Origin of the sequence: Halalkalicoccus sp. CGA53 (assembly GCF_036429475.1) — an archaeon.
GTDB lineage: Archaea > Halobacteriota > Halobacteria > Halobacteriales > Halalkalicoccaceae > Natronorarus > Natronorarus salvus.
In genome coordinates this window covers 563,846-590,445 of record NZ_CP144125.1, presented here as the reverse complement: position 1 = coordinate 590,445, position 26,600 = coordinate 563,846, and the positions used below count along the sequence as shown (strand labels likewise).

Below are 26,600 nucleotides of genomic sequence, written 5' to 3'. Positions count from 1 at the left end.
ATCGTCGAGATACGAGTATGACAACGGACCAGGGGACCGCCTGGGAGTACGAGACGGTCCGGCCACCCCGCGAGGCGACGATGGAGGAAGCAACCGATCCCCAGGAACTTCTCAACGAATACGGGCGAGAGGGCTGGGAATTCGTCAATACGATCGACTATACTGGCGGCGGTACCAAGTACCTCGTGTTCAAACGGCAGGCGGGTGGTGACGCCGATGAGTGATGACACGAACGAGGATGAAGTCAGCACTCAGAACACGATGCGCGAGCGGGCCGACGAGAGTCGGATCAAGCTCTGGCTGCTCATGGGGGCGAACCGACAGCTCGTCACCGGCGTGCTCGCGGGATCGTTTTTCGGGCTGTTTATGCTCGGGAGCCTCCTCGAACCGACGCTCTCGGATCTGGTGCAGACTCGGGGCGTCATCGAGTCGCTGTACTCGCAGATGATCGGCGCGCTGATCACCGGTGTCATCCTCGTCGTAACCATCAGTCAGCTGATAATATCACAGCAGAACGGCCCGCTCGGCGAACAGCGAACGCGGATGAGCGAGACGCTCGATTTTCGGAACTACATCAAAGAGCTTACCGACAAGCCGGCACCGGCCGATCCGTCGGCGTTCATTCAGGAGATCATCGACGCGACACAGCAACGCGCCAATACCCTCGACGAGACCATGGAGTCGACGGACAACGATGACCTCGGAGACGAGGTCGACGAGTTCGTCGACAGCATCACCGGTAACGCCGAGACCGTCCGTGACAAGCTCGAGGGCGCGAAATTCGGCACGTTCGATGTCGTCCATGCCTCGATTGACTACAACTACTCCTGGAACATCTTTCAGATCGAGCGCCTGCTGGCCGACTACGAGGACGACATCGATGAGGAACAACGCGACGCCCTCGAGGATCTCCGGATGTCTTTCGCGATGTTCGGGCCGGCTCGCGAGCACATCAAGACGCTGTACTTCCAGTGGGAGCTGATAAATCTCTCGCGGTACATTCTTTACGCCGCGATCCCGGCGCTGCTGGTCTCGGGGATGATGATTACGTTCGTCGACACGACGACGTTCACCGGGGTGATCCTCGGGATCGAGACGATGCTCTGGGTCGTCGCGATCACCTTCACGATCACGCTCGTTCCGTTCTTCCTGCTAACTTCGTATATACTGCGGATCGCGACGGCCGCGAAGCGGACCCTCGCGATCGGTCCGCTGATCCTACGGGATTCCCAGGGCTGAGATCGGAAGCTACTCGACCGACACCGACGTTTTTGCCTCAGCCGACCGTCAGATCGTACGTGACCGTGTTCAACTCCGGCGGCTCGCCCGACTCCACGATCTCGAGGAACTGCTTGTCGTTGTCCTCCCAGTCGGTGTGATCGAGCGAATCTCCCATCAGCTACGTCGTCGCCTGGTGGACGATTCACGCGGGGCGACAGTACGGGTAACAATTCACCTCCGTGCTGTATATGCGCCCTCTATTCAGCAGGAACATTGGTTCACGCAAACGGGACGACGAGAACCAAATCTTTGAATACTGAAGTCGGTCTCTATCATCCTCGATACCACGGACGCACGGGACATCGAACGCCTGGCGACGGGAGATCAGAACTCGTGGAGCAGCCGGGCACGACACTCGGGACAGTACTGGAAGATACTCTCCTCCGCGTCGGGTGCGAGCTCTGCGACGCGGTCGCCGACCCGTTCCTCGACCGCGGCGGCGGTCGCCTCGCTCGTGAACTCCCGGCCACAGCCCGCACAGGCGAGCATCGAACCCTCGAACACCCGGCTCCACGCCGGCTCCTCGCCGTCCCCGTTTTCCGGGAGCAATGAGAGGTCCAGCCCCTCCTCGACGGTGATCACGTCCTCGACGCAGACCTCCTCGCAGAGGCCGCAGTTGACACAGCGTTCGTGGTTGAACTCCAGGCCCATCCCGGTCCGACGGAGCGCGTCGGTCGGACAGTAGTTCGAACAGGTCGGGGTGAGCGTACAGCCCTCGCCCACCTCGACGACGCCGAAGTCCGAGAGCCCGCGGATCACCTCGCGCTCGGGCTCGACGTGCTCGAGGATCGCACGAACGCTCTCCAACGTCCAGCCGTGGCTGTCGAACGCGGGGTTCTCCCGACCCGGATCCGCTATCTCCCCGGTCGCCTCGTGCTCGCCGGCGGGCATCGGCGACTCGTCGAGGGTACTCTCGGCGAAGTGGGCGAGTTCGTCGGCGAACACCTCTGGGTCCGTCGGATCGGGCGCGAAGAACGCGACGCGCTCGCCCAGGCCGAGATCCGTCGTCGCGCGGTTGATCCGTTCAACGAACGCCTCCTTCGGGTCCGGTCCGGAGTGGAGACAGCTCCGGCCGCAGCCGAGGATCGCGACGCCGTCGGCGCCCGCGGCCAGCGCGTGCATCACGTGGGCCTCTCCTACCGTGTCCGCGCAGTTGACCGAGACGGGAAGGATCGGGGGATACTCGACCTCCGCACGGCCCGCGGCCGCGAGTCGGCCGTACTCGCGGAGCGCGTGGCTCGCGCGCTCGGAACAGGCGAACGCGACGATCGGCGTCTCGATGCCCGACGAGGATCCGCCGAGCAGCCCGCTCACGAGGCCGCCGTCGTCCGCACCGGGCGAGAGCAGCGCCTCGACCTCACGGGCGATCCGCTCGTTGCTCGGCTCGGAGAGCATCACCGCGCCGGTCGGACAGGAGCTGGTGCAGGCCCCGCAGTTCAGACAGCTGTCGAGGTGGAACTCGACCTCGTCGACCGCCGTCCGTTCGACCGCGCCGTGCGGACAGGCCTCGACGCACTCGTTACAGCCCTGCTCTCCCGCCGTCCCGGCGGCACAGACGTCCATCTCCAGGTCGAGGAAGTCCGGCCCCTCGAACCCGCCGAGCAGCCGTTCGACCGCGTCGATCGTCGCCGCGTCGACCGAGGTGTGAAAGCCGCGCTGGCCCCCGACGGTGCCGTCGTCGCCCTCCGGATAGATCACCTGGTCGCACTCGATCGTACGGGAGACGCCGTCCATCTCGATCGCGTCGGTCGGACAGACGTCGACCCACTCGCCCCGCGGGGCGTCGGGGTCGATGTCGACCGGGTAGCGCGTCACCATCCCGTCGGGACCCTCCTCGACGCAGAGCATACAGGAGATACAGTCGTCGGTCACGCACGCCTCGACCGCCACCTCGAACTCGCCGTAGGTCCCCGAAACATCGGTGACGACACCGCGCTCGACCGTCACGCCGTCGAGGTCGGCGTCGACGATCGCGAACTCCTCTCCGTCCGCGATCAATGTGACCTCCGCCGAGGCCGAGAGCGCGGCGGCGGTCGCCGCGTCGCCGACGACGACCACGTCGTACCCGGCCCGGTGGATGCTCGAGGTGGGCATCGTCTCCGTCTGCCGGGCGGCGTGGGCGGCGTTGACGAGCCGTGCGGTCTTCTCGGTCGCCCCCTCGCGGTCGTGGACCCAGCCCGCACCCTCGCGCTGGTCGACGAACGTCAGGTCGTCGGGATGGAGACCCGCCCCTTCGGCGGTCTCGCGTATCCGCCCCTGAGCGCTCGCCTCCGGACAGGTGACGATCATCTCGTTCAGGTCGTACTCCTCGACGACCTGCTCGACCGCGGCGAGTTTCTCCCCGCAGAGCAGCTGCGAACTCGCCGCCACCTCGACGCCGTCGACCCGTTCTCGTACCTCGGCGAGGTCGATGTCGCAGGTGCCGGCACACGAACAGAAGAACGCTCCCGTGTCCATCTCCTCCCTCTAACGACACCGTACCCCTAAACCTGTCGCGCGGGATATCGGTGATCCGTCGGGGTCTCGCCGGTTCGCGACCCGAGCCGCCTCAGGTGATCAGCTCGGCACTCTCGGCCGAGAGCTCGACCGCGACGTCCTGGCGGGTCCCCCCGCTGATCTGATCGAGGTTGCGGGTGAGCACCTCGAGGATATCCGCCGGCTCGGGGTAGACGAGCATGTTCCCGTCGTCGTCCTCGATCACGAGCTGGGTGTCCTGGAGCGTCACGGTGTCCCCTTCGATCCCCGCGACGATCACGCTGAGTGCCTCCGCCCCGCCGGCGTCGCCCTCCTCGACCTTCGAGATGTAGACCGCCTCGAGCGAGATGAGGTCCTTGTACTCGCGGATCGCCTCGGCGCAGGCGACCATGTCCCTCGTGATCGCCGTCTTCCGGTCGTCCCCGTGTTCGCCGGTGTGACACTGCCGGCAGACCCGCAGTTCCATTCGCATAGTCCTCGTTACCGGCCGACGGGCATGGACGTTACGAACGTCGATGTGCGACCCACCGACGGACCGCTCCACCGACCGCCCCCGCACCCATCCCCAGGACGAGGAATGCCGGGAGGAAGAAGACGCCCTGGACGACGACGTGGGTGAGGTAGACCGCGAAAACGTCCGTGACGCGGAGTTCGGTCGTCCAGATCCCGACCGCGGAGCCGACGACGAACAGGCCCACGAGGTAGCAGAGACACCCGACGGCGCTCGCCACGCTCCCGTTCACCCACGCTCCGTCCCCGCGTGTCAGCCCGCCGGCGACCGCCCCGCCGACCAGCCCGAGTGCGAATGCGAGCGGCGACATCCCCTCGATCGTAACGAGGTAGCCCCCGAGAACGGCGGCCTGGACGAGCGCGCCGGCGACGACGGGTCGGCGGTCGAACTCCATCGTTCTGGGACAGTCATCTCCGCCGGTTGACTGTTTCGATGACCCCCTGCAGGGGGAGTCGACCGGGCACGCCTCGGTACTACTTTGCCGTCCCCTCACGAACGCCGGGCCATGAACGAGGAGGCCTCGCGCGACCTCTACGGTCGTGCGCTCTCGGTGTTGCCCGGCGGTGTCAACTCGACGGTCCGGGCCGCGGTCGAACCCTACCCGAACTTCGTCGCTCGCGGCGACGGCGGCCACGCGATCGACGCCGACGGCAACCGGTACGTCGACTGGGTGATGGGCCTCGGCCCGCTGCTGTTCGGCCACGATCTCCCTGAACCTGCGATCGCCGCGATCCAGTCGCAGGTAGCCGACGGCCCGATGTACGGGATGCCGACCGAAGTGGAGGTCGACCTCGCGGAGTTCGTCGTCCGTCACGTCCCTTCCGTGGAGATGATCCGGTTCGTGAACTCGGGCACCGAAGCGACCGTCTCCGCCGTTCGTCTCGCCCGTGGGATCACCGGACGAAACAAGATCGTTGTGATGCAGGGCGGCTACCACGGCGCCCAGGAGTCGACGCTCGTCGAGGGCGACGCCGAACACCCCCGGCCGAGCTCGGCGGGCATCCCCCAGTCGTTCGCGGAACACACCCTGCCCGTTCCGTTCAACGATCGCGAGGCTATAGAGCGAGTGTTCGAGCGCCACGGCGACGAGATCGCGGCCGTCCTCACCGAGCCGATCCTCGCGAACTACGGGATCGTGACCCCGGTGGAGGGCTATCTCGAGACCGTCCAGGAGACCTGTCGCGCGAACGGCGCGCTGTTCGTCCTCGACGAGGTGATCACGGGCTTCCGGGTCGGCGGCCTCGGCTGCGCGCAGAGTCGGTTCGATCTCGACCCCGATATCACGACGTTCGGGAAGATCATCGGCGGCGGCTTCCCGGTGGGGGCGATCGGCGGCAAGACCGAACTGATCGAGGGCTTCACGCCTATCGGAGAGGTCTTCCAGGCGGGGACGTTCTCGGGCCACCCGGTGACGATGACTGCCGGCCTCGAAACCCTGAAATTCGCCGCCGAGAACGACGTCTTCGAGCACGTGAACGCGCTGGGCGAGCGCCTTCGCTCGGGGCTCGTCGAGATCGTCGCGGACCAGGCACCCTCCTACACCGTCGCGGGGACCGACAGCATGTTCAAGGTGCTCTTCACGCGTGAAGGCGCTGCACAGGACGGCTCCTGTACCGCTGGCTGTGTTCAGGACCCCGACTGTGCGTGTTACGAGGCGTGCCCGAAGACGGGGACGGCGACTGCGCGTGCCGAAACCGACCGGTGGCGTCGGCTCTTCTACCACGAGATGCGCGAGCGGGGGGTGTTGCTGAGCCAGAACCAGTTCGAGTCCCAGTTCGTCGGCTACGGCCACACCGACGAGGACGTCGAGACGACGCTCGAAGCGTACAAACACGCGCTGTAGATGGCGTCGGTTCGGGGAGTCGGACTCGCTCCACACCGCGTCCTCGAGCGGCTGCTCTTCTCGCTCCCGCTGATCGTCGGGGTCGGGATCGCCGGTGTGCTCGCCGAACGAGGCGACCCGACGCTCGACTCGGGACTCCTCCTCGTGGCGACGGCCGCGGGGCTCTGTGTCCGCCTCGGCGTTCCCGCCTGTCTCCTCCTCGACGCACGTCGCGTCCGGGCCACCGGCTGGGGACCCCGTGGCTCGCTCTACGCCCTCGCGGCGCTCCTCCTCTCGGCCCCGCTCGTCGGGCTCGTCTACCTCCACCGACGTCACCGGCGGGTTCCGATCGACGCCCGGGAGGGGTACTGGTGGGTCCTCGTCGCCGGTTCGCTGGTTGTCGCGCTCGTCGGGAGCCTGGTGGCGGTGATCGCCGTCGCGATCGAGGTGCCATCGACGGCCGTCGCGGTTCCGGCGCTCGCCGCCGCGGTCGGTCTGGGGGTCTTTCCCGCCGCGATCTACGAGGACGCCGCGTACGTCCGGTCGAGGGCGGGCGACGGCTGGACGCCGAACCCGGCGACCTACCTCGCTCTCGCGTTCGTCGGGCTCACGATCGCGCCGCTTCACCCACCGCTCGCGTTCTACTACCTCGCCCGGCGTCGCCGCTCGGACGTCTCCCGCTCGGACGTCTCCCGCTCGGCGTCACGCACGAGGCCCGCATACGCAAGTGCGACGACCAAGTGTCCGAACGCCGAACACACGGGTGCGATGGCACACAACTTCACCGAGGACGACGAAGGCAAGAAAGTCGTCGACGAGACCGGCGAGGAAGTCGGCGTCGTAACGAGTGTCGAACACGGCACCGTACACGTCGAACCCGACCCCGGGATCACCGACACGATCAGCGCCAAACTCGGCTGGGGTGACCGCGACGAGGACACGTACCCGCTGCAGGAGGAGTCGGTCGAGGCGGTCACCGACGACGAGATCCGACTCGGCTCGCTCGACACAGGGACGACCGGAACGGCCGGCACCCACTAGGCTATCGCGCCGCGGAGACGGTTTTTCGAGAGGTGAGTTCGCGAGAACGATCGGTCGCACTACCCCTGCCCGAGGACGTTCCTCGTCCATCGGGTGATCGGATCGTCCGTCCGTTCCATCCACCCGAGCAGCCGTCGCTCGTGCTCCCGTCGCACCTCCTCGTACTCGGGGTGCGAGACGAGGTTTCGTAGCTCGTGTGGGTCGTCGTGGAGGTCGTAGAACTCGTTCACGTCCGGCGCGTTGTAGACGAACTTGTACCGTTCGGAGCGGATCATCCGCTGGCTGTAGAGGCCGAACTCGTCGCCGTGGTACTGGGCGGTGATCGACTCGCGCCAGTCCTCCGGGACGTCGCCGTCGAGCAGCGGTCCGAGGCTCCGACCGTGGACCTCGGGGACCTCCGCACCCGCGAGGTCGAGGAACGTCGGCATCAGGTCGACGAGCGAGACGAACGCGTCACAGGTACCTCGTTCGACGCCGGCCCCCATCGCGGCGAGCGGGACGTGGTAGGTCTCCTCGTACATCAGCGGGCCCTTGTTGAACTGGCGGTGACTGCCCGTGAAATCACCGTGATCCGAGGTGTGGACGACGAGCGTCTCCTCCATGCCGTGCTCGGCGAGCGCGTCGAGGATCCGCCCGACCTGGTCGTCGATCATCGTCACGAAGCCGAAGTAGCGCGCGACGGCCCGAGACCACGTCTCCCAGTCGAAGTTGGCGACTCCTCTGTACCTGAGGTAGTTCTCGTGGACCTGCGGCTTGCCGTCGAACGTCTCCGTGAACGTCGGCCACGGGTCGACGTCGTCCGGGTCGTACATCGAGGCGTAGGGCTCCGGGACGACGTAGGGGTGGTGCGGGCCGAGGAAGTCGGTCCGGTGGAAGAACGGCTGTTCACCACTGCCCGCCGCCAGCCCCTCGATCCGCTCGATCGTCCGTTCGGCGAGGTAGTACGCCCGGGTCGCCTCCACAGGGACGGGCGTCTCGGCCGCGATCAGCGTCGGGTCGTCCTCGTAGTCGGTCGTGATCGGGTCGATCAGGTCGACCTCTCGGTCGACACCGAGCCGGTCGCGGTAGGCACGGAACGCCCGGTCGATGTCGTCGTGGTGGGTGTCGCTTCCGCCGAGGTAGCGAAAGCCGAACTCCCCCGGGACCTGATCCCGCCCGACGTGCCACTTCCCCAGATACGTGTTCTCGTAGCCGACCTGGGCAAGCCCCTCGCCGAACGTGGGGAGGTCGGGAGGGAAGTTCGGCTGGAGCGCGTCCGCCTCGTGGGAGTTGTTGAGCATCCCGTGGGCGTGCGGGAAGAGTCCGGAGAGCAAGGAGGCGCGCGCGCTCGTGCAGATGCCGATCGGCGTGTACGCGCGCGTGAACCGGGTCCCATCCTCGGCGATCCGGTCGAGGTTCGGCGTCTCCACCGGGAGCGCTCCGGGCGCGGTGAGGTCGTAGCGCTCCTGGTCGGTGAGCAACAGCAGGACGTTCGGTCGGTCGAGCATGTTCCGACGTTCGGATCCCGGTTCAAAGATACCCGAGTTCCCGCAGGCGCCGTTCGGTCGCCTCGCCCATCTCGACCGAGCCGTCGCTCGCGGCGTGCTCGAACGAGTCCGCCCAGACGTCGAGCGCGTCGCCGAGGCCGCGGGCAACCCCCCGCTCCTCGTCCGCGAGGTTCAGTCGCTCCGCGGGGTCCTCGCTGAGGTCGTAGAGTTCGAGCAGGCCGTCGGAGCCACGGACCAGTTTGTGGTCCCCGGCCCGGATCGCGCGGAGCGACCGGTCGAACATCCCCTTCTCCGGGACCGACCCGAAGCGCGCTTCGAGCGTCGCCCGGTCGGGCTGTGGCGCGACGTACTCCGCGATGACCTCGGTCCTGGGTTCGACGTCGCTCTCCGGGTGGACCGACCGACCCTGGTACTGCTCGTGCGGGGCGTCGATCCCGGTCTCGTCCGCGAGCGTCGGCGGCAGATCGACCAGCTGGACGAGGTCGTCCCTGCGGCGGCCGCCGTCGAACGCCCCGCCCGCGATCACGAGCGGGACGTGGATCGTCGTCTCGTAGAGGTTGTACTGGTGGCCGAACAGCCCGTGCTCGCCGACGTTCTCGCCGTGGTCGCTCGTCAGTACGAACAGGGTGTCCTCCCACTCCCCCGCCGAGGTGAGCGCTTCACGGAGCTCGCCGATCCGGTCGTCGAGGTAGGCGATCTCGCCGCGGTAGAGCGCCCTGAGGATCCGGAACTCGCGCTCGGTGAGCACGTACTCCTCCACGTCGAACGCTCGCGGGTCCTGACGGACCGCGAGCGCCTCCTCGTAGCTCGTCCCCTCTGGGAGACGGTCCTCGACGTACTCGCGCGGCGGCCGGTAGTCGATGTGAGGTTCGATACAGTTGACGAACGCGAAGAAGGGCCGGTCGTCGGTCCTCGAATCGAGCCAGTTCCCGAAGCGCTTCACGGTCCGCTTCGCGCCGTCGTCGCCGTAGCGGTGAGTGTACTGCGCGTAGGCGGCGTTGAGCGCGTTCCGTACGGGGTTGCCGGAGAACAGTTCCCGACGGACCGCCTGCGCCTTCCCCGCGAGCGTCTTCTGGCGGATCACGTCGCCGAAGTCAGCGCCCCCCTCGGTGAGCTGCCAGCCCTTTCTCAGCGCCTCGAACCCCCGGTCGAAGCCGAACTCCGCGGTGATCCAGGTGTTGTTCGAGAAGCCGACCGTCTCGTAACCCGCGTTCGAGAACGTCTCCGCGAGCGTCTCGAACTCCGCGTCGAGGTAGGTGTGCCCGCCGTGGGCGCCGTGTCTCGACGGGTAGGTCCCCGTGAACAGCGAGGCGTGCGAGGGGAGCGTCCACGGCGCGGTCGCGAAGGCGCGCGTGAACTCGGATCCCTCGCTCGCGAGCCGCGAGAGCGTCGGCGTCAGCCCCGACGCCGGGACCGTCTCCTCGGCTCTCGTGGTGTCCATCACCACGACGACGACGTTCTTCCCCGTCATCGTCCTCTCGGACCGTCCTCGCGTCCCGGTTCACCCCGACCGCCCCGGTTCCACCAGCCGCTATCACGTCCCGTCCTCGCACAGAGAGCGTGCATAGCTCGATCGAACGACACGTACGGGGATACCGGGACTGCTGGCGTGTGCAGGGCTCTCAGTCGACGAGCCGTCCGCCCGCGCCGTCGGCGAGCCAGTCGAGCAGCTCGCTCACCGCGTCGGTGTCGGGAAGCCGGTGCTCGGCGTCGGTCTCACCCTCGCCGACGTGGACCGAGAGTCCCGTCCCGAGCGTCCGAAAGACCGACTCGTCGGTCGTGTCGTCGCCGAGATACGCGGCCGTCCAAGTGCTGGGCACCCGCTCCCGGAGCAGCGACACCGCCCGTCCCTTGTCCCACTCGACCGCCGGCCGGAGTTCGACCGACTGCTTCCCGGAGACCGTCCTGATCCCGTCTTTCGTCCCGGCCTCGCGCCGGACGAGCGCTCTCACCGCCCGGGAGGCCCCCTCGTTCGCCTTCCGGTAGTGGACCGTCGCCGTGAGCCCCTTCCGTTCGACGAGCACCCGTTCCCCGACCTCGCGCTCGATCGCGTCACAGAGCCGGCCGATCTCCCGCTCTCGCCGTTCCGCGATCGGGTGGACGATCCGCTCACCGTCGAGGGCGAGTTCGAGGCCGTGGTTCCCGGCGTAGGCGATCCCGTCGATCCCGACCCGTTCTCGCAGGTCCGAGAGCCCGCGTCCGCTGACGACGCCGACGCGAACCCGCTCCCGATCCCGGAGCCGGCGGAGCGCCCGCTCGTTCTCCGGGGGGAGCGTCGGGGCGTCGGGGTCCGTCTCGATCGGCGAGAGCGTCCCGTCGAAGTCCGTGCAGAACAGGAGGCCGTCGTTCCCGGTGAGCGTCCGCGCGAACGCGTCGGTGACCTCGTCGGCGAACCGTCCCCGCACGTCTCAGCCCCGGATCGTCGCGGCCGCTCGGAAGATATCGTTCATCCAGCCCTCGAGATCGTTCTCGAAGACGACCCGACGGAGCGCGTCCATCCGCTCGCGTCGTTCCCACACATCCATCTCGAGCGCATAGTCGATCGCGTCGGCGAACGCCTCGGTCGCGTACGGGTTGATCGACACCGCGTGATCGCCGAGCAGTTCGTGTGCGCCCGCGAGCTCGCTCAGCACGAGCACGCCCGGGCTGTCGACCTGCGAGGCGACGTACTCCATGGCGACGAGGTTCATCCCGTCGCAGACCGGGCTCACCAGCGCGCAGTCGGCGTGGCGATACAGCCCGGCGATCTCCCGTTCGTCGAGGTACTCCTCGACGTGGACGATCGGTTTCCAGTCGGCGGTCCCGAACCGGTGGTTGATCCGGTCGACCTCGTCGCGCACCGTGCGGCCGAGGCGCCGGTAGGCGGGGATCGACGTCCGGCTCTCCGCCGCCTTCTGGACGTAGGTGAGCCGGCCACGCCGTTCGGGGTGACGCTCGAAGAGCCGTTCGAGCGCGGCCAGCCGTTCGGGGATCCCCTTCGTGTAGTCCAGCCGGTCGACACCCACGACGACCTGCTCGTCCGGCCCGATCCCGTGTTCCTTCCTGAACGACGTCCAGAACTCGTCTCCCACGGTGAGCGCCCGCTCGTGGCGACGCTCGGCGTCGACCCCGAGCGGGAACGCCCCGACGGTCGTCTCCTCCCCGCGGTACCACACCCTGTCGGATCCCCTGTCGACCGTCGCGCCAAGCGCTCGCTCCGCGCAGTCGAGAAAGCGCTCGGCGTAGCTGGGGAGGTGAAAGCCGAGCAGGTCGTTCGAGAGCAGACCGTCGAGCAGCTCCTCGCGCTGTGGGAGCCGCCGGTAGCCGTCCCAGCTCGGCCACGGGATGTGCCAGAACTGCATACAGAAGGAATCGCGCTGGCCCGTCACCCGTCGTGGCGCGAGCGCGAGGTGGTAGTCCTGGAACCAGACCGTCGTCCCCTCGTCGGCCGCGTCGACGACGGCCTCGGCGAAACGCTCGTTCACCTCTCGGTACCGGTCGAAGTAGGTCTCCGCGTGCTCGACCTTCCAGTTCGCGCCGTGACAGACCGGCCAGAGCACCTGGTTGCTGTAACCGGCGTAGTATCGCTCTACATCCCGCTCGGTGAGCCAGAGCCGTCTGAGCGTGTACGAGGGGTCGTCGGGCGGCACCCGGACCCGCCCCTTCTCGTCGGTGACGCACTCGTCGGCGGCGCCGTCGCCCCACGCGATCCACGTCCCGTCGGTTGTCTGCATCACCGGGTCGAGCCCGGCGGTGAGCCCTCCGGCGGGTTCGTCGACCGAGATCTCGTCGCCCTGACGGTCGTGACTGTAGGGCTGGCGGTTCGAGACGACGACGAGCGACTCCGGTCGCGCGGCCTCCTCGGCGCGCTTTACGGCCTCGCTTGACTCGATCGAGCCGCTCATCCGCTTCGCTCACCGCCGCGTCCGAACACCTCGGCGAGGGGCACGCCCCTCGCGTACTCCTCGCAATCGAGGCGTGTGACCCGTTCCAGCAGGTCGTCGACGGCGCGATCGATCGTCGTGTACCGGTCGACGGTCGCCGTACTCGTCGCCTCGCCGGCGCTGCGGCGACAGCGGAGCTTCCAGCGCGTGAGCGGCTCCGATCCGGGGCGGTCGTCCCGGTCCGGGACGACCTCGAGCACGGTCCGGCCGCGCTCGTGCTCGAACGCGAGCGCCGCGTCCGTACTCCGATGGACCGTCCAGTGACAGAGCGAATGCCACCGCGAGCCCTCCGCGAGGCGGTCGTGCACCTCCGGCGGTATCCGTGACCCGTCCCCCGTAACGAGCGTCGAGTCGTCCATCATATTCAACCGATTGACAGCCGGAGTGCGGATGCCGATTGTGCTTGCATGCGCACGGCGAGCGAAGCGGGTTTCAACCCCCATCGCCGAGGGATGTGTATGACACGACGACCGAGGTCGATCCGCCTCGCGACGCGCGGATCCGACCTGGCGCTCGCCCAGGCGCGGACGGTCGAACGGGCGCTCTCGGGGCGACGATACGACGTCGAGGTCGTCACCGTCGAGACCGAGGGCGACCGGATCACCGACGAACTGATCCACCGTCTCGGCACCACCGGGGCGTTCGTCCGCGCGCTCGACGAACGGGTGCTCGAGGGCGACGCCGACGCCGCGATCCACTCGATGAAGGACGTGCCGACGGAGATGCCGGACGAACTCGTCGTCGCGGGGGTCCCGGAGCGCGGTTCGCGCGAGGATCTGCTGGTCACTCCACAGGGGAGAACGCTCTCGGAGCTCCCGGAGGGTGCGACCGTCGGCACCGCGAGCTTGCGGCGAGGGGCACAGCTGCTCGCGGCCCGACCGGACCTCGTAGTCGAGCCCGTCCGTGGCAACGTCGATACGCGGATCGAGAAGCTGCTCGCCCCGTGGATGGACGCGGAACACGAGCGTCGGCGCGAGGACGAGGCCGAACGGCGGGCGAACACCGGGAACGAGGAGTTCGAGCCGGCGTTCGACCGACGGCTGGAGGAGTGGCACGAGGGACTCTCGCCGCTTCGGAGGGCCGCACTCGACCGTGACGTCGAGGTCGAGTACGACGCGCTCATCCTCGCTCGTGCGGGACTCGAACGCGCGGAACTGCTCGGGGAGGTCGGTGTGCAGTCGCTTACTGTACCCGAGTTCGTCCCCGCGCCGGGTCAGGGCGCACTCTGCGTGATCGCCCTGGAGGGCGAGGTCGCGGAGACGATCCACGACCGGATCGACCACCCCAGGAGCCGGGTCGAGACGACCGTCGAGCGGACCGTCCTCGCCGCACTCGGTGGGGGCTGTGTCGCTCCGCTCGGCATCAGCGCACGGGTGCAGGGATCGTACGTCGCGACGCGCGTGCAGGCGCTCAGCCGCGACGGCACCGAGCGGATCGGGGCGACCCGCGACCTGCCGATCGAGAGCCACGCGAGCGCCGCCCGCCGGCTCGCCGACGAACTGGCCGACCGCGGTGCTCGCGAGCTGATCGAGGCGGCCAGACGCGAGGACGTCGGGGGGACGGATGGCTGAGCCCGGTACCGTCTACCTCGTCGGGAGCGGCCCCGGCGATCCGGAACTCCTGACGGTGAAGGCCCGCCGGCTGTTCGACGAGTGCGACGTCGTCCTCCACGACAAACTCCCGGGACCGGCGATCATCGAGCTGATCCCCGACGGGAAACGCGAGGACGTCGGCAAGCGCGCGGGCGGCGAGCGCACCTCCCAGTCCGAGATCAACGAGCGACTCGTCTCCCTCGCGCGTGCGGGAAAGAGCGTCCTCCGGCTGAAAGGCGGCGACCCGTTCGTCTTCGGACGTGGCGGCGAGGAACTGGAGTACCTGGCGGAACACGGCGTTCCTGTGGAAATCGTCCCCGGCGTCACCTCGGCGATGGCCGCCCCCGCCGTCTTCGGCGTGCCGATCACCCACCGGGATCACGCCTCGTCGGTGAGCGTCGTCACCGGTCACGAAGATCCAGCAAAAACGGAGTCGACGGTCGACTGGGCGGCGCTCGCGGAGACGGGTGGAACGATCGTCGTCCTGATGGGCGTCGGCAAACTCGGCGAGTACACCGCGGCGCTCCGGGAGGCCGGCATGGACCCGGAGACGCCCGTCGCGCTCGTCGAACGCGGCACCTGGTCGGAGGGACGGATCGCCACCGGGACCCTCGAAACGATCGTCGAGGTCAGGGACCGAGAGCGGATCGAACCCCCGGCGGTGACCGTCATCGGTGACGTCGTCTCGGTTCGGGAGGCCGCGAAGGGGGCGCTCGAATGAGTCAGGAGGTGCGCGTCGCGCTCTTCCGCCCGGACGACGAGCGCCTCGCCGAGGGGATCGACCTGCTCGAATCGCTCGGCGCGATCCCCGTCCCGGACCCGATGCTCGAAGTACGTCCGACCGGGTCGAGTCCGCGAGAGGACGCGGCGTACACGATATTCACGAGCCAGACGGGCGTCGAACTCGCTTCGGATGCCGAGTGGGACGCAGGCGAAACGTCGGTCTGTGCGATCGGCGAGCGGACCTCCCGGACGCTCCGCGAGGCGGGATACCGGGTCGATCTGGTCCCCGACGTGTTCTCCTCGACGGGCCTCGTCAACGCGCTCTGCGACCGGGTTCCGGGACGGACGGTGGAGGTCGCGAGGAGCGACCACGGGAGCCCCGTCCTCACCGACGGGGTGAACGAGTGTGGCGGCTACGTCCACGAGACCGTCCTCTACGAACTCGTCGTGCCGGAGGGTGCGGGCGTCTCGGCCGAACGCGCCGCGACGGGCGAACTGGAGGCGGCGCTGTTCACCTCCTCGCTCACGGTCGAACACTTCCTCGAATCGGCGGAGGAACGGGGAGTGAGAGAGGACGCGCTCGCCGGACTGGAGCGCGCCGTCATCGGGGTGATCGGCGAGCCGACGCGGGAGACGGCAGAGGGGCTGGGGATCGCGGTGGACGTCGTCCCGGAACGGGCGACGTTCGAGGCACTTGCCTGCGAGGCGGTCGAACGCGCCGCGCCGACGTACTACGGCTAGAGCTTTCTGGCCTGCTGGGCGACGACGAGGGTCGCGAGCGCGAGCAGGAGCAGGTCGATCGCGCCGCCATCGGCGACGAGGTAGTTGTAGCCCGCCCAGGCGCCGACGCCGACGAAGAAGGCGACCTGCACCCGCGGCTCGAACAGCTGCCCGGTGAAGACGCCGTAGACGAGTACGAGCGCCATCGCCGTCGCGAGCAGTCCCGGAACCGCCGCGGCGAGACCGCCCTCAGAGAGGAGGAAGCCGGTCGAGAGGACGAGCGCGACGGCGAGCGCGACCGAGCCGACGCGCGCGAGCGTCGGGATCAGACTCGACTCTGCGGAGTCGCTCATACCACCCGTTCGGAGGGGTGGGAAAAAACCCGTCCGGTCCGCGCCGATGCGGGAGTTTACATACGAGCGCGCCCCAGATCCGCCAGATGGACGGTCCGGTTCCCGAACTCCGAGAGCGCGCCGATCGCTGTGCGGAGGCGCTCCGCGCAGCCGACGAGGTGCTGCTCGCCTCGCACATCGACGCCGACGGGCTGACGAGCGCGGGCGTCGCCGCGGGGGCGCTCTCGCGGGCGGGAATCGACTTCGAGGCGACGTTCGCGAAACAGCTCGATAGCGAGGTGATCGAGGGCATCGCCGCGAGCGAGTACGAGACGGTGCTGTTCACCGACTTCGGCAGCGGCCAGCTAGACCTCATCGCGGAGTACGAGCGAGAGGGAGCGTTCACACCCGTGATCTGCGATCACCACCAGCCTGCAGAGGCCGACACCGACTGTCACCTCAACCCGCTCCTGGAGGGGATCGACGGGGCGTCGGAGCTCTCGGGGGCGGGCGCGAGCTACGTGCTCGCACGCGCGCTCGAGAACGGCCACGACAACCGGGACCTCGCCGCCCTCGCGATCGTCGGCGCGGTCGGCGACATGCAGGCGAGCGACGGCGAACTCCACGGCGCGAACGCGGGAATCGTCGCCGAGGCGGTCGAGGCGGGCGTGATCGACGCCGGCACCGACCTCGCGCTCTACGGCACGCAGACCCGTCCGCTGCCGAAACTGCTCGAGTACACTGGTGACCTCGGTATCCCCGGGGTCTCGAACGATCCGGCGGGGACGATCCGCTTTCTCGACGGTCTCGGGCTCGATCTGAAAGCGGGGGACGGGTGGCGCTGCTGGGTCGACCTGGGCGGAGACGAACGACAGCGGGTCGTGAGCGCGCTGTTACGACACGCGATCACGCGCGGCGTCCCCTCCGAGAAGATCGAGACGCTCGTCGGGACGACGTACACCCTCAGTGAGGAAGAAGCGGGAACGGAGCTGCGCGACGCGAGCGAGTTCTCCACGCTGCTGAACGCGACGGCGCGGTACGATCGGGCGGACGTCGGCCTCGCGGTCTGTCTGGGCGACCGTGACGGGGCGCTCGCGGCGGCTCGGAAACTTCTCGGAGAACACCGCCGGAACCTCTCGTCGGGGGTCCGCCTCGTCGAGGAGACCGGCGTCACCCACGAAGAGTACGTCCAGTGGTTCGATGCAGGTACCGAGATCCCGGACACGATCGTCGGTATCGTCGCCGGCATGGCGATGGGAAGCGGCGGGATCAGCTACGGGAAGCCGATCGTGGCGTTCGCGGCGAAGTCCGAGGAGGAGACGAAGGTCTCCACCCGTGGCACGCGCGGGCTCGTCGGCCGTGGCCTCGACCTCTCGGCGGCGGTCGGTGAGGCCGCCCGGGCGGTGGAGGGTGACGGAGGCGGTCACGACGTGGCCGCCGGCGCGACGATCCCGACGGGACGCGAGCGCGAGTTCGTCGGCCATTTGGATCGACTCGTCGGCGAGCAGTTGCGGTAGCGGCGTCCCTCGTCGGGACCCTTCCGTGCCCGGGTTGATGTCCGATCGCCACGAATGAGTGGACATGGTGTCGCTCTCGCTCGGCACGCTCTCGACAGTGCATTGGCTTGGTATCGCGCTCGCGCTCGTCAGCGCGGGCGTCCACCTCGTTCTCGGTGTCGGGTTCCTCCCCCATCCCATGGGTATCCTCTTCATCCTCGCGGGGACGGGGTTCGCCGGCGCGGTCGTACTCCTCCTCATCGACTACCGGCGACGGCTGCTCTACCTCGTCGGAATCCCCTACACCGGCGTCCAGATCGTCCTCTGGATCGCGCTCAACTTGGAGCGGATCTCGGCTGGCGAGATCCCGCCCTCACACCTGGGTGACAAGGTCGCACAGGTCGGGCTGATTCTCGTCCTGGTCTACCTCTATCGCACGTCGAGCTGAGTCCGTTTTCGCGGTTTCCGGTACGGAGGACCCGCCGGAGGTGTGTTTCTGTCGTACTCCATCACGACGCGGATCGATCCTCCGGTCGATACATGTCCCACGATAAACTGGATACGACGATAGAGAATCGCTCCCTGAGGGAAGTCGTGGTCCGGGAGTACGACTGTGACGACTACCGCGACGAGGTTGACTCGCCGTGATACCCAGCGATACCGGTCGAAACGGTTGTCGACACGACCCCAGGAGCGGTTCTACCGAAGCGAGGCTAGCACGGTTTCCTGTTCGGTGAAAAACTGCAGATGACCCCATGGATACGGATACAGCGTCGCGTCCGGTAACTCGTCACCGAGGTACTCGCCGAACAGGTACGGAGCGAAGCTATCGTCGGTACCGTGGTGAACGACGGCCGGACACTCCACGGTGGCGACGTCGAAGCCCCACGGTCGGTACCTGAGATACGCGTTACGAGCGGGACCACGGAACCCCGTCCGAAACGATTCGCGCGTGTCCTCGCTCAGAACGCGCCGGAGGTCGGGGTCGCTCAGCAGGCGTCGATCGGCCTTCGAGAGCGATCTCGAGAGGAGTTTCCGTGTGAACGTCTCGGCCGACAGATACCGGGCCGCGAGGCCGACGACCGCGAACGCCGGGACGAAGGGGACCGGACCTAGCCTCGAGAGTTGCATGTACGCTCGGTCGAGCGGTGCGAGTCGAGCGGCCAGATCCGACTCGACACCGACAGGTGCCCAACTGCAGACCAGTCCGAGCGTCGTGACGCGGTGTGCCAGCGCACTCGCACACGAGAGCGCGGTCGTCCCGCCGCCCGAGAGTCCGAGGAGACCGAAGCGCTCGACGCCGAGCGCATCCGCAATCTCGGTGACGTCGGCGGTGTATCCGAGAAGCGTAGCCCGGGTCGTAGTCGCTCCACCCCATTCCGGGCCGATCCGGGGCGATTACGCGGTAGCCTTGGGTCCTGGCTGGGCGGTCGAAGAACCAGCCCTCGTACCGGCTCCCGGGACTTCCGTGAAAGTAAAAGAGGACCTCGCCGCCGGGATCCCCGCAGTCCACGTACGACACGGTCCGGCCGTCTGCGAGCGATATCGCCTCGGTCCGTCGATCGGCCCGGTGCCGCGTGAACCCGGAGAACGGACTTCGTTCTGGAGTCGTCATTGGGTGTGTCGTGTGACACTCTCGCAGACGTATACTCCTGTCCAACGGGGCGCAGTCTGTTACACGAGCTCCCAGCCTCGACCGCTTGTGATCGGCCCACTCGACCGTCGCCTCTGGTTTCGATGGATTCGTGGATCGAACCCTCTCGACGACCACCGCGGTTGGACGAACGGTAAGGTCCGCGACCTTCGACTGCGATTCTGTATCTCCACATTCGGTTTATGACAGTCGTTCCCTCGTCGTCACCACGGAGGCTTCTGTCGGATCGGTCTAGGGGACGATCGATCCCATACCGTGCGTTCCCGCCATCCGGGGGTTCGAACGTCGTGGCGAACTTCGTCCGACTTATGCTCACGACGGCCGAGAGTCCCGTGTATGGCCGAGTTCGACCCCGAGAAGTTCGAGGAGAAGTACGTCCACTACTTCAACGAGCTACAGCGGGCGTACAAGCAGGCGTTCGAGTACATGAACGAGCGCTACGACTCCGAACTGATCCACGGCATCGACCAGTTCGTGTTGAACGAGAGCGAGCCCCGCTACGAGGGCGACGGCGAGTTCAGCATCGACCTCCCGGACGATCCCTACGAGCGGATGGGAATCGCGGTCGATCGCGACCGGTTCGAGGAGGTACTGGATACCTACGTCGACCGGCTCGAACGCGAACACCGTCGCGTCTTTGGATTCGAGGGCTGATCTCGAACCGGTCCAAAGGGCTAAGAGTGCCCGCACCCTACCCGCACCCATGAGCACGGAATCCCAGGAGCCGGAGGACGACCTCGAACAGCGCGTGATGAACTTCCTGCGCCGGAACTTCCCGCAGATCCAGATGCACGGCGGTAGCGCGGCGATTCAGGACCTCGATCGGGAGAACGGCGAGGTCACGATCATGCTCGGCGGCGCCTGTTCGGGCTGTGGTATCTCCCCGATGACGATCCAGGCGATCAAGAGCCGGATGGTGAAGGAGATCCCCGAGATCAACCGTGTCCACGCCGACACGGGGATGGGCGGCGGCATGGACGGGATGGGTGGCGGCGGTATGAGCCCCTCGTTCCCCGGCGAGACCAGCGACGACGACGAAGGTCCGCAGGCCCCGTTCTAACGAAGTCCCTTTTCCCGTTCCCAGCCCCTGACGAGCGCCGTCAGCGTCTCGTTCACTGGTACCGGTCCGTTCGCCCGATCCACGACGTAGCCGTTGATCGCGTCGATCTCGGTTTCGCTCCCGTTGGCCACGTCCTGTGCCATCGAAGAGGTGTTCCGTGCGGTGTCGCCAGCGACTCGTGTGAATGCGTCGAGCGTTCGTTCCTCCGGGAGGTCGATGCCATCGTCGCGCGCGACCGCCGCCGTCTCCCGGGCGGCCGCTTCCGCCACAGGGGCGAGCGGTCCGTCGATCACGGCTCCGTTTTCGGCACCGGAGAGGGCAGTCACCGGGTTGATCGCGGCGTTCACCGCGAGCTTCTCCCAGAGTCGACGCGGCATCTCCATTGACGCCTCGCAGCCGATCCCGCTCTCACGAAACGCCGCCCCGACCCGCTCCGCGACGGGACTCTCGCCACCCCCAGGAGGGCCGATCGCTACCTCGCCGATCCCGGTACACTCGACGAGTCCCGGTTCGCGGAGTACGGCCCCGTAGCTGGCCGTCCCCGCGAGGACCGCGGAATCGAGCGCGTCGGTCAGGGCCGATTCGTTTCCCATCCCGTTCTGCAGCGAGAGCGTGGTTCGAAACGAGCCGGTCGCGAGAACCCGCGCCGCTTCCGGGGTATCGAACGCCTTCACCGTCACGATCGCGAGATCCCCGGAGAGACCGGTGCCGTCGGTCGTCGCGCGCGGGTTCACCTCGCGCTCCACCTCGCCGACGACCCGGAGCCCATCGCGCTCGACCGCCGAGACGTGCGGGTCGCGGCCGACGAGCGTCACCCGGTGCTCGCGCGCGAGCAGCCCTCCGACGAGGCTCCCGAGGCTCCCCGCGCCGAGGACGACGACCTCCATACCCGATGGTCGCACGGGGAAGGGATCAGTCCTCGGTCCAGTAGTACAGCTCCTCCCGCTCGGCGCCACAGGACGGACACGAATCGGGAAGCGCCACTATCTCGCCCATCTCCCCGCAGATCCCACAGCGCCAGACCAGCTCCGCCTCGCCGAACTCGGGCACCGATCGTTCGTGTTCGACCGAGAGCGAGGCGATCCCCTCCCGCGTCGTGACGTAGATCCCGTCCTGATCGAACCCCCGCACCCTCCCGACTTCGTTCCCCTCTTCGTCGTAGAGCGTTGCACCGATCTTCACCTCCGAGCGTTCTCCCGCCATGGGGAGCGAGACGACGCGTGAGCTATTAACTCTGGACCGCGAACGCCGGAGAACCGTCTCGGTTAGCACCGTCCCGTCAGAAGAGATCGAAGAAACCGGGTCGATCGGCGAGCATCGACTCGTCGAGGTAGAGGCGCTCCAAGCCGACCGTGCGGGCGTGTTCGACCACCTCGCGGTACTCCTCGGCCGTGATCCGACGGTTTATGTCGTCGTAGAACTCCTCGCTCTCGGCCTTGTAGTACGGCTGGTACTGCGCCATGACATCGACGAACGTGTCCTCGGAGAGCCCCTCCACGACGAACTCCATCACGCCCTTCGCGCTCTCGACGTGGTTCGGCATCACGAGGTGTCGGACGAGCAGGCCGCCGGTCGCGAGCCCGCGATCGTCGATGCGGAGGTCGCCGACCTGCCGGTGCATCTCCCGCAACGACCTCTTCACGTTCTCCCAGTACCCCGGCGCCTTCGAGTAGAGCGCGGCCGATCGGTCGTCCGACCACTTCACGTCCGGCATGTAGATATCGACGATCCCCTCGAGGCGTTCGAGGATCTCCCGCCGCTCGTAGCCGCCGCAGTTCCAGACGACCGGCACGTCGAGCCCGCGTTCGCGGGCGATCCAGACCGCCTCGACCAGGTGCGGCGAGTGGTGCGTCGGCGAGACGAAGTTGACGTTGTGGCACCCGCGGGCCTGGAGCGAGAGCGCCATCTCGGCGATCTCCTCGGCCGTCGCCGGCTCGCCGCGGGCCTCGTGGCTCGTCTCGAAGTTCTGGCAGAAGACACACTTCATGTTACAGTTCGCGAGGAAGATCGTCCCGCTCCCGTTCCAGCCTTTGAGGGGCTCTTCCTCGCCGAAGTGTGGGAAGTACGAGGAGACGTACACCGTATCGTCGACCTGGCACGTCCCGACGTTCCCCGCGGTGCGGTCGACCCGACAGTCGTACGCACAGAGGTCGCAGTCGGCGTAACGCGCTTTCAGGTGGGCGATCCGCTCGCCGAACTCCTCGTACGAGAGCCCGTGGTACCGAGGGGTCGCCTCGCTCTCGGTGCTCATACGTGCTAGATTGTGACGCGGTATCGTATCTGTTACGCTCGCCCGCCGTGTGGTTTCGGGAACGATCCGACGATCGACCCGTATCGGCTCACATGAAGTCCGCGATACCCGACTGCTTGTTCGTGTCGTCTTCGAAGACGCTCTCCAACGTCTTCTCGAGGATGTAGAGGCGCTGTTTCGTGTACTCCCGGCAGTCGTACTGTTCGGCGACCCTGATCGCGTGGTCCATGTACTTCGAGACCGAGCCCTGGTGCACCGTGAGGGTGACGTCCCCGCCACACTCGGGGCAGTCGCCAGATAGCGGCATCCGCCGGAACTTCTCCCCGCAGCCGAGACAGCGCGTCGTCTGGCTGGAAAAGGCCCGGAGGTTGCCGATCAGGTCGGGGAGGAAGTGGTACTCGATGACGCGCTCGGCGACGTCGGTCTCGTCGACGGCCCGCAGCTTGCGGGCGAGTTCGAGCTGTGCGTCCATCTTCTCCATCATCGGCCCGAGCGTCTTGTACGCAGAGAGCGCCGGCCCCATGTGGATGTCCCTCGTCTCGTGGGTGTGGCGGAAGCCCGTATACTCCTTGTCCGTCCCCAGGCTCTCCTCGGCGATCTGGATCTCGACCTCCCCGGGATCGGCCATTCTCGTGGTGGCCTCGTAGAACTCGAGGGGGTAGCGGTCGACGACGTCCATGTTGTGCGCCTCGTCGTCGATCTCCGTCGGGTCGATCCGCGAACTCATCACGAGCGGGGCGTCCATCTGTCCGCCACGTTTGTCGGGCAGGTAGGACTTGCTGAAGTTGAGCAGGCCGTCCATGAGAAGCATGATACAATCCTCATCCCCGTCACAATTCCTACGCTTTGCTGCGTGAAAATATGGGTGGGCATATCCAACAGCCGCGCTCGTGAAGCCGATCACGCGGCCGACGACCGCTGCGGAGGTGTGCGGTGCCATCCCGAAGACGAGCTCTCCCACCAGGTCCTCGCGCTCGTCGACCGCGTAGAACGGCTCCAGTCCGTAGTATCGTTTCAGAAGATCGTCGACGAAATCCGCGGTCTTCATCATGTGTTCTGCGGCGCCGTCCGAGAGGACGACGTCCTGGACTCGTAGCTCGACCAGCTGGTCGTCGTGACGGAGCGGCTCGCCGTCGATGTCCTCGTGGTAGCCGAGTTCGCGGAACTCGTCGACCGTGACCGAGAGCTCCTCCGGCTTCACGGCGGTGACGGGCAGGTCGGTCATGTCGTAGCGGACGGTGCCGTCCTTGAACGTCGAGACGCCGTGTTTCGCCCGGAGGACGCCCTTCGCCATCGGTTCTGGGGTCTTGAACTCCGAGGTGAGCCCCTTCACCCCTTTCAGGATCTCGAACGACCCCTCGCGTTCGCCGATCGAGGTGAGCGCTTCGTGGTAGATCGCGTCCAGGTCGATCGTCTCCCAGCGAAGCGTCGTCCCCTCCCGTTCGCAGCGCGGGCAGACGACGCGGCCGGCCTCGTCCGGGTCGAGGTCGATCTCGCAGTCCTCACAGAAGTAGCTCGGTTCGGTCCGCCCGTCACAGGAGGGACAGCGGTTCCGGTAGGTGAAGTCGTCGCAGTCGACACACTCTCGGCGGCCGACCAGGGCGGAGATCAGACCGGGCGTCGAGTTCATCTCCGGGGCGTGGTGGGTCGCCTTCGTCACGTCCCGCTGGGTCCCGCCCGCCTCGCCGATCGGGAAGAGCGTGTGGACTGCCGGGCTCAGGTCGCGGGACTCGGACTTCTCGGGCCGGCCCATCCGGTTGCCGATCCGCGTCGGCGCGCGCTCTCGGACGGTGAAGGGGGCGACCTCGTTCACCGCCCGCATCGCGTTCGGCCACCCCTCCGCACGGTCGCTCAGCGTCTTCCACGTGCGCGAGAGCGTCTCGTTGAGGCCGAGCGAGCGAACCAGGGGCTTCCACTCCTCGACGTGGAGTTCGGACTCCTCCTGGACGTGGGGGACGAGCAGCGATTCGAGCGCTCGCCTCGTTTCCTCGGTGCGTTCGATCACGAGCGTCCCACCCCGGCCGACCGCGGTGCCGGAACGACCCGGCTCGACGGCGCCGTCGGTCTGTGCGATCTTCGCGCCGTCGACCGCGTCGGCCAGCGTGCGGAACTCGGATACGGAGAGATCGTGCCAGAGGTAGGTGTAGCTCGGATGCAGCGGCGCGTCGTACTCGATCGCCCACTCGATCGCTTCCTCCGGAGAGGGGTCGTCGAGGTCGATCCGCGGGTCGTCCGCCATCGCCTCGACGGGTGCTTCGGTCGTCGAAAACTCCTGGATCCACCACTCGTACACGTACGACGCCGGTGCGAGCGCGTGGTTGTTCTCGACGAACTCGCCGTAGTTCACGAGGTACTCGCCGACGTCGAGGATCGCGTCCACGCCGTTCCTGAGTTCGAGCCCCTCCTCGGGATCGTCGATCCGTTTGACGACGCCGTTGGCCAGCCGGACGGTCGGCCCCTCGATCGAGTCGACCGGGATCACGCCCGCCGCCTTCCCCGGCCGCTCGGTCTTGATCTGGGTCCCGGTCGCGAGGAAGTCGTCCACGACGTGCATCGTCGCCGGGTGGACGCCCGCCGTCGCGAAGCCGTGGTTGCGCGCCCGGCCGTACCGGAGGCGAAAGCCCCCCGCCCGCGAGGGGTGGCTGAACACCGGCCGGCCCGCGATCAGGTCCCGGAGGAACTTGTCGGCGGGTTCGACCCGGACCGGTCCCTCGGACTCGTCTCCGTCGTCCTCGTCGACCTCGGGTTCCGTTTCGCTTCCGTCCTCCTCGTCGGGTTCGACCTCGGAGGGGGCGGACGGGCCCTCGGGCTCCCCGATCGTCCCCTCGATCAGGTCGTCGAGCCAGGGCCAGTCGATCTCGTCGAGCTGGGAGGTGTAGCGCTCGATCTTCGGGGCTTTCTGGGCGATCCCCTCGGCGAGGACGAGACACATCCCGCCGCGGGCGTTGTTCGTATCCACCCGATCGAGGTCCCGAAAGCCCGAAACCTCGTCGTCGCCGGTCGCCTCCCCGTCGAGCATCACCGGGAGGTTCCGCGCGATGAACTTCGTCTCCTCGTCCTTCGGCGTGTACTGCAGGCCCGTCTCGCCGTCGTAGAGCGCGATCTCCTCGGCGTAACGTTCGACCTCGTCGTCCCTCGCGTCGTACTCGTCGATACCGAGCAACGCGCGCGTGTAGTCGGCGACCAGCACCGAGAGCGCCTGGGCGGTGCCACCCGCCGAGCGGATCGGCCCGGCGTAGTAGACGTTGACGAACTCGGTGCCGTCGTCGTTCGTGAGGATCTCGACGCCGTCGATCCCCTCGATCGGCGCGGCGACGACGCCCTCGGTCAGTAGCGCGACCGCCGTTCTCACTGCCCCCTCGATCCGTCCCTCGCGGGTTTCGAACTCGCCGACGCGCTCCTCGGCGAAGTCCGTCGCGAGCGAGAGCGCCGCCTCCTCGCGGCTCATCTGCCCCTCGAGCTCCCGAACTCGCTCCGCGACCCCCTCGATCCCGAGGATGTTCTCGACGCGGTCGGCCATGTCCTTCGCGATCGGAATCTCGACCTCGGGCGAGGGGTCCTCGCCGCGTCTCCTCGCCTCGCTCGCGACGTCCATCGCCTCCTCGAGCCGCGTTTCGAGCCGCTCGAAGTACCGCTCGTCGGCCGGCCGCATCAGAGATCGAGCGTGTCGAGGCCGGTTTCCTCCGCGACTCGCTCGAACGAGTCGTCGAACGCCCGGAGGTAACACTCGCCAGTGAGGACCGTCGCGCCCTGGAGCCGACCCGCGAGCGCCTGGCCGCTCGGCCGGGCGAACGTCGCGTAGGTCCGGACCTCCCGCTCGCGACGGCCGGTTCTGGGCGGTTCGTTCGTCTCCTCATGTCCGTCGTCCTCGGCCTCGTCGCCTTCACGCCGGTCGCTCGTCCGCGTATCCTCGCGTTCGATCCAGGAGATGCTCCCGACACAGCCGGTGACGGTGAGCGGCTCGTCGAAGACCACCCGCTCGTGGCGCTCGTCTCGCTGGTCGTAGAAGAGGACCTCCGCGTCGGAGACCGTCCCGTAGGCGAAAAAGACCCCGGCGTCAACCGCCTCGGCGACGGCGAGCGTCTCGATCTCCGCCCGCCACTCGGCACCCCGCTCGAACCGAGCGACGAACTCCCGGGTCGTCTCCACCGCCCGATGTTTCATGTCTCTGACCGAGGACGGGCGTTTACAAAAATACACTGGGTCCCGTCGGTTCGAGCGACCGAACTCGG

General features: G+C 67.5%; 26 protein-coding genes. 11 read left to right on the top strand and 15 right to left on the bottom strand.

Going from position 1 to position 26,600, the window contains the following annotated elements:
- Positions 1–17: 17 nt before the first annotated feature.
- Together V2L32_RS04225 and V2L32_RS04220 are read left to right on the top strand one after the other, a co-directional pair.
- Positions 18–224: a DUF4177 domain-containing protein gene (locus V2L32_RS04225; protein ID WP_331235228.1), complete on the top strand. Its 207-nt coding sequence runs from the start codon at positions 18–20 to the stop codon at positions 222–224.
- The gene (locus tag V2L32_RS04220; RefSeq protein ID WP_331235227.1) at positions 217–1,239 is read left to right on the top strand and encodes a hypothetical protein; all 1,023 of its coding nucleotides are present in this window, start codon (positions 217–219) and stop codon (positions 1,237–1,239) included. The genes V2L32_RS04225 and V2L32_RS04220 overlap by 8 nt, the downstream gene beginning before the upstream one ends.
- Positions 1,240–1,605: 366 nt before the next feature.
- On the opposite strand, the gene V2L32_RS04215 is transcribed toward V2L32_RS04220, so the two are convergent.
- The 3 genes from V2L32_RS04215 to V2L32_RS04205 all read right to left on the bottom strand — a co-directional run bounded on the left by V2L32_RS04215 (position 1,606) and on the right by V2L32_RS04205 (position 4,661).
- Positions 1,606–3,738 (bottom strand): hydrogenase iron-sulfur subunit, encoded by a 2,133-nt coding sequence (locus V2L32_RS04215; RefSeq protein WP_331235226.1) that lies wholly within the window; start codon positions 3,736–3,738, stop codon positions 1,606–1,608.
- A gap of 91 nt (positions 3,739–3,829) precedes the next feature.
- A complete protein-coding gene (locus V2L32_RS04210) occupies positions 3,830–4,228 on the bottom strand; it encodes a hypothetical protein (protein WP_331235225.1) in 399 nt (132 codons plus the stop codon).
- 31 nt (positions 4,229–4,259) lie between these two features.
- Complete coding sequence (locus V2L32_RS04205; protein ID WP_331235224.1) at positions 4,260–4,661, bottom strand: hypothetical protein; 402 nt, start codon at positions 4,659–4,661, stop codon at positions 4,260–4,262.
- A gap of 111 nt (positions 4,662–4,772) precedes the next feature.
- Between V2L32_RS04205 and hemL the strand changes: the two genes are divergently transcribed.
- Together hemL and V2L32_RS04195 are read left to right on the top strand one after the other, a co-directional pair.
- Positions 4,773–6,110 carry a glutamate-1-semialdehyde 2,1-aminomutase gene (hemL, locus tag V2L32_RS04200; RefSeq protein WP_331235223.1) on the top strand — a complete coding sequence of 446 codons (1,338 nt, stop codon included), beginning with the start codon at positions 4,773–4,775 and terminating at the stop codon, positions 6,108–6,110.
- Positions 6,111–7,130: a hypothetical protein gene (locus V2L32_RS04195; protein WP_331235222.1), complete on the top strand. Its 1,020-nt coding sequence runs from the start codon at positions 6,111–6,113 to the stop codon at positions 7,128–7,130.
- 59 nt (positions 7,131–7,189) lie between these two features.
- On the opposite strand, the gene V2L32_RS04190 is transcribed toward V2L32_RS04195, so the two are convergent.
- The 5 genes from V2L32_RS04190 to V2L32_RS04170 all read right to left on the bottom strand — a co-directional run bounded on the left by V2L32_RS04190 (position 7,190) and on the right by V2L32_RS04170 (position 12,899).
- Positions 7,190–8,617 carry a sulfatase-like hydrolase/transferase gene (locus tag V2L32_RS04190; RefSeq protein WP_331235221.1) on the bottom strand — a complete coding sequence of 476 codons (1,428 nt, stop codon included), beginning with the start codon at positions 8,615–8,617 and terminating at the stop codon, positions 7,190–7,192.
- 22 nt (positions 8,618–8,639) lie between these two features.
- On the bottom strand, positions 8,640–10,088 hold the full coding sequence (locus tag V2L32_RS04185) for a sulfatase (protein WP_331235220.1): 1,449 nt from the start codon (positions 10,086–10,088) through the stop codon (positions 8,640–8,642).
- 151 nt (positions 10,089–10,239) lie between these two features.
- Positions 10,240–11,022: a trehalose-phosphatase gene (gene otsB, locus V2L32_RS04180; protein WP_331235219.1), complete on the bottom strand. Its 783-nt coding sequence runs from the start codon at positions 11,020–11,022 to the stop codon at positions 10,240–10,242.
- 3 nt (positions 11,023–11,025) lie between these two features.
- Positions 11,026–12,501 (bottom strand): alpha,alpha-trehalose-phosphate synthase (UDP-forming), encoded by a 1,476-nt coding sequence (locus tag V2L32_RS04175; RefSeq protein ID WP_331235218.1) that lies wholly within the window; start codon positions 12,499–12,501, stop codon positions 11,026–11,028.
- The gene (locus tag V2L32_RS04170; RefSeq protein ID WP_331235217.1) at positions 12,498–12,899 is read right to left on the bottom strand and encodes a hypothetical protein; all 402 of its coding nucleotides are present in this window, start codon (positions 12,897–12,899) and stop codon (positions 12,498–12,500) included. The genes V2L32_RS04175 and V2L32_RS04170 overlap by 4 nt, the downstream gene beginning before the upstream one ends.
- A 99-nt stretch (positions 12,900–12,998) precedes the next feature.
- On the opposite strand from V2L32_RS04170, the gene hemC reads away from it, so the two are divergent.
- The 3 genes from hemC to V2L32_RS04155 are packed head-to-tail and all read left to right on the top strand — an operon-like array spanning position 12,999 to position 15,596.
- On the top strand, positions 12,999–14,111 hold the full coding sequence (gene hemC, locus V2L32_RS04165; RefSeq protein WP_331235216.1) for a hydroxymethylbilane synthase: 1,113 nt from the start codon (positions 12,999–13,001) through the stop codon (positions 14,109–14,111).
- A complete protein-coding gene (gene cobA / locus V2L32_RS04160) occupies positions 14,104–14,853 on the top strand; it encodes a uroporphyrinogen-III C-methyltransferase (RefSeq protein ID WP_331235215.1) in 750 nt (249 codons plus the stop codon). The genes hemC and cobA overlap by 8 nt, the downstream gene beginning before the upstream one ends.
- Positions 14,850–15,596, top strand: coding sequence for a uroporphyrinogen-III synthase (locus tag V2L32_RS04155; RefSeq protein ID WP_331235214.1), 747 nt, complete (start codon positions 14,850–14,852; stop codon positions 15,594–15,596). The genes cobA and V2L32_RS04155 overlap by 4 nt, the downstream gene beginning before the upstream one ends.
- On the opposite strand, the gene V2L32_RS04150 is transcribed toward V2L32_RS04155, so the two are convergent.
- Complete coding sequence (locus V2L32_RS04150) at positions 15,593–15,928, bottom strand: hypothetical protein (RefSeq protein ID WP_331235213.1); 336 nt, start codon at positions 15,926–15,928, stop codon at positions 15,593–15,595. The two genes, V2L32_RS04155 and V2L32_RS04150, sit on opposite strands and share 4 nt — an antisense overlap.
- A gap of 86 nt (positions 15,929–16,014) precedes the next feature.
- Here V2L32_RS04150 and V2L32_RS04145 point away from each other — a divergent pair, with 86 nt between their 5' ends.
- Positions 16,015–17,424, top strand: coding sequence for a DHH family phosphoesterase (locus tag V2L32_RS04145; protein ID WP_331235212.1), 1,410 nt, complete (start codon positions 16,015–16,017; stop codon positions 17,422–17,424).
- A 64-nt stretch (positions 17,425–17,488) separates the two neighbouring features.
- Complete coding sequence (locus V2L32_RS04140) at positions 17,489–17,851, top strand: DUF7475 family protein (protein WP_331235211.1); 363 nt, start codon at positions 17,489–17,491, stop codon at positions 17,849–17,851.
- Positions 17,852–18,102: 251 nt separating this feature from the next.
- On the opposite strand, the gene V2L32_RS04135 is transcribed toward V2L32_RS04140, so the two are convergent.
- Positions 18,103–18,792: an alpha/beta fold hydrolase gene (locus tag V2L32_RS04135; RefSeq protein ID WP_331236581.1), complete on the bottom strand. Its 690-nt coding sequence runs from the start codon at positions 18,790–18,792 to the stop codon at positions 18,103–18,105.
- Between the two features lie 601 nt (positions 18,793–19,393).
- Here V2L32_RS04135 and V2L32_RS04130 point away from each other — a divergent pair.
- Together V2L32_RS04130 and V2L32_RS04125 are read left to right on the top strand one after the other, a co-directional pair.
- Complete coding sequence (locus V2L32_RS04130; protein ID WP_331235210.1) at positions 19,394–19,711, top strand: DUF5783 family protein; 318 nt, start codon at positions 19,394–19,396, stop codon at positions 19,709–19,711.
- 49 nt (positions 19,712–19,760) lie between these two features.
- Positions 19,761–20,117: a NifU family protein gene (locus V2L32_RS04125; protein WP_331235209.1), complete on the top strand. Its 357-nt coding sequence runs from the start codon at positions 19,761–19,763 to the stop codon at positions 20,115–20,117.
- Here the strand turns inward: V2L32_RS04125 and V2L32_RS04120 are convergent.
- The 5 genes from V2L32_RS04120 to V2L32_RS04100 all read right to left on the bottom strand — a co-directional run bounded on the left by V2L32_RS04120 (position 20,114) and on the right by V2L32_RS04100 (position 26,532).
- A complete protein-coding gene (locus V2L32_RS04120) occupies positions 20,114–21,004 on the bottom strand; it encodes a ketopantoate reductase family protein (RefSeq protein WP_331235208.1) in 891 nt (296 codons plus the stop codon). The genes V2L32_RS04125 and V2L32_RS04120 overlap by 4 nt on opposite strands.
- A 25-nt stretch (positions 21,005–21,029) precedes the next feature.
- Positions 21,030–21,320 (bottom strand): DUF7130 family rubredoxin-like protein, encoded by a 291-nt coding sequence (locus V2L32_RS04115; protein WP_331235207.1) that lies wholly within the window; start codon positions 21,318–21,320, stop codon positions 21,030–21,032.
- A 76-nt stretch (positions 21,321–21,396) separates the two neighbouring features.
- Positions 21,397–22,368 carry a radical SAM protein gene (locus tag V2L32_RS04110; RefSeq protein WP_331235206.1) on the bottom strand — a complete coding sequence of 324 codons (972 nt, stop codon included), beginning with the start codon at positions 22,366–22,368 and terminating at the stop codon, positions 21,397–21,399.
- An 88-nt stretch (positions 22,369–22,456) separates the two neighbouring features.
- Positions 22,457–26,020, bottom strand: coding sequence for a DNA polymerase II large subunit (locus V2L32_RS04105; RefSeq protein ID WP_331235205.1), 3,564 nt, complete (start codon positions 26,018–26,020; stop codon positions 22,457–22,459).
- On the bottom strand, positions 26,020–26,532 hold the full coding sequence (locus V2L32_RS04100; RefSeq protein WP_331235204.1) for a PPC domain-containing DNA-binding protein: 513 nt from the start codon (positions 26,530–26,532) through the stop codon (positions 26,020–26,022). Before V2L32_RS04100 ends, V2L32_RS04105 begins: the two co-directional genes overlap by 1 nt.
- Positions 26,533–26,600 lie beyond the last annotated feature (68 nt).

Excerpts from the sequence above, each read along its gene's own strand:
- V2L32_RS04225 (WP_331235228.1), top strand. The coding sequence starts at position 18 with ATGACAACGGACCAGGGGACCGCCTGGGAGTACGAGACGGTCCGGCCA.
- V2L32_RS04220 (WP_331235227.1), top strand. The coding sequence starts at position 217 with ATGAGTGATGACACGAACGAGGATGAAGTCAGCACTCAGAACACGATG.
- V2L32_RS04215 (WP_331235226.1), bottom strand. The coding sequence starts at position 3,738 with ATGGACACGGGAGCGTTCTTCTGTTCGTGTGCCGGCACCTGCGACATC.
- V2L32_RS04210 (WP_331235225.1), bottom strand. The coding sequence starts at position 4,228 with ATGCGAATGGAACTGCGGGTCTGCCGGCAGTGTCACACCGGCGAACAC.
- V2L32_RS04205 (WP_331235224.1), bottom strand. The coding sequence starts at position 4,661 with ATGGAGTTCGACCGCCGACCCGTCGTCGCCGGCGCGCTCGTCCAGGCC.
- hemL (WP_331235223.1), top strand. The coding sequence starts at position 4,773 with ATGAACGAGGAGGCCTCGCGCGACCTCTACGGTCGTGCGCTCTCGGTG.
- V2L32_RS04195 (WP_331235222.1), top strand. The coding sequence starts at position 6,111 with ATGGCGTCGGTTCGGGGAGTCGGACTCGCTCCACACCGCGTCCTCGAG.
- V2L32_RS04190 (WP_331235221.1), bottom strand. The coding sequence starts at position 8,617 with ATGCTCGACCGACCGAACGTCCTGCTGTTGCTCACCGACCAGGAGCGC.
- V2L32_RS04185 (WP_331235220.1), bottom strand. The coding sequence starts at position 10,088 with ATGACGGGGAAGAACGTCGTCGTCGTGGTGATGGACACCACGAGAGCC.
- V2L32_RS04175 (WP_331235218.1), bottom strand. The coding sequence starts at position 12,501 with ATGAGCGGCTCGATCGAGTCAAGCGAGGCCGTAAAGCGCGCCGAGGAG.
- V2L32_RS04170 (WP_331235217.1), bottom strand. The coding sequence starts at position 12,899 with ATGGACGACTCGACGCTCGTTACGGGGGACGGGTCACGGATACCGCCG.
- hemC (WP_331235216.1), top strand. The coding sequence starts at position 12,999 with ATGACACGACGACCGAGGTCGATCCGCCTCGCGACGCGCGGATCCGAC.
- cobA (WP_331235215.1), top strand. The coding sequence starts at position 14,104 with ATGGCTGAGCCCGGTACCGTCTACCTCGTCGGGAGCGGCCCCGGCGAT.
- V2L32_RS04155 (WP_331235214.1), top strand. The coding sequence starts at position 14,850 with ATGAGTCAGGAGGTGCGCGTCGCGCTCTTCCGCCCGGACGACGAGCGC.
- V2L32_RS04150 (WP_331235213.1), bottom strand. The coding sequence starts at position 15,928 with ATGAGCGACTCCGCAGAGTCGAGTCTGATCCCGACGCTCGCGCGCGTC.
- V2L32_RS04145 (WP_331235212.1), top strand. The coding sequence starts at position 16,015 with ATGGACGGTCCGGTTCCCGAACTCCGAGAGCGCGCCGATCGCTGTGCG.
- V2L32_RS04140 (WP_331235211.1), top strand. The coding sequence starts at position 17,489 with ATGGTGTCGCTCTCGCTCGGCACGCTCTCGACAGTGCATTGGCTTGGT.
- V2L32_RS04130 (WP_331235210.1), top strand. The coding sequence starts at position 19,394 with ATGGCCGAGTTCGACCCCGAGAAGTTCGAGGAGAAGTACGTCCACTAC.
- V2L32_RS04125 (WP_331235209.1), top strand. The coding sequence starts at position 19,761 with ATGAGCACGGAATCCCAGGAGCCGGAGGACGACCTCGAACAGCGCGTG.
- V2L32_RS04120 (WP_331235208.1), bottom strand. The coding sequence starts at position 21,004 with ATGGAGGTCGTCGTCCTCGGCGCGGGGAGCCTCGGGAGCCTCGTCGGA.
- V2L32_RS04115 (WP_331235207.1), bottom strand. The coding sequence starts at position 21,320 with ATGGCGGGAGAACGCTCGGAGGTGAAGATCGGTGCAACGCTCTACGAC.
- V2L32_RS04110 (WP_331235206.1), bottom strand. The coding sequence starts at position 22,368 with ATGAGCACCGAGAGCGAGGCGACCCCTCGGTACCACGGGCTCTCGTAC.
- V2L32_RS04105 (WP_331235205.1), bottom strand. The coding sequence starts at position 26,020 with ATGCGGCCGGCCGACGAGCGGTACTTCGAGCGGCTCGAAACGCGGCTC.
- V2L32_RS04100 (WP_331235204.1), bottom strand. The coding sequence starts at position 26,532 with ATGAAACATCGGGCGGTGGAGACGACCCGGGAGTTCGTCGCTCGGTTC.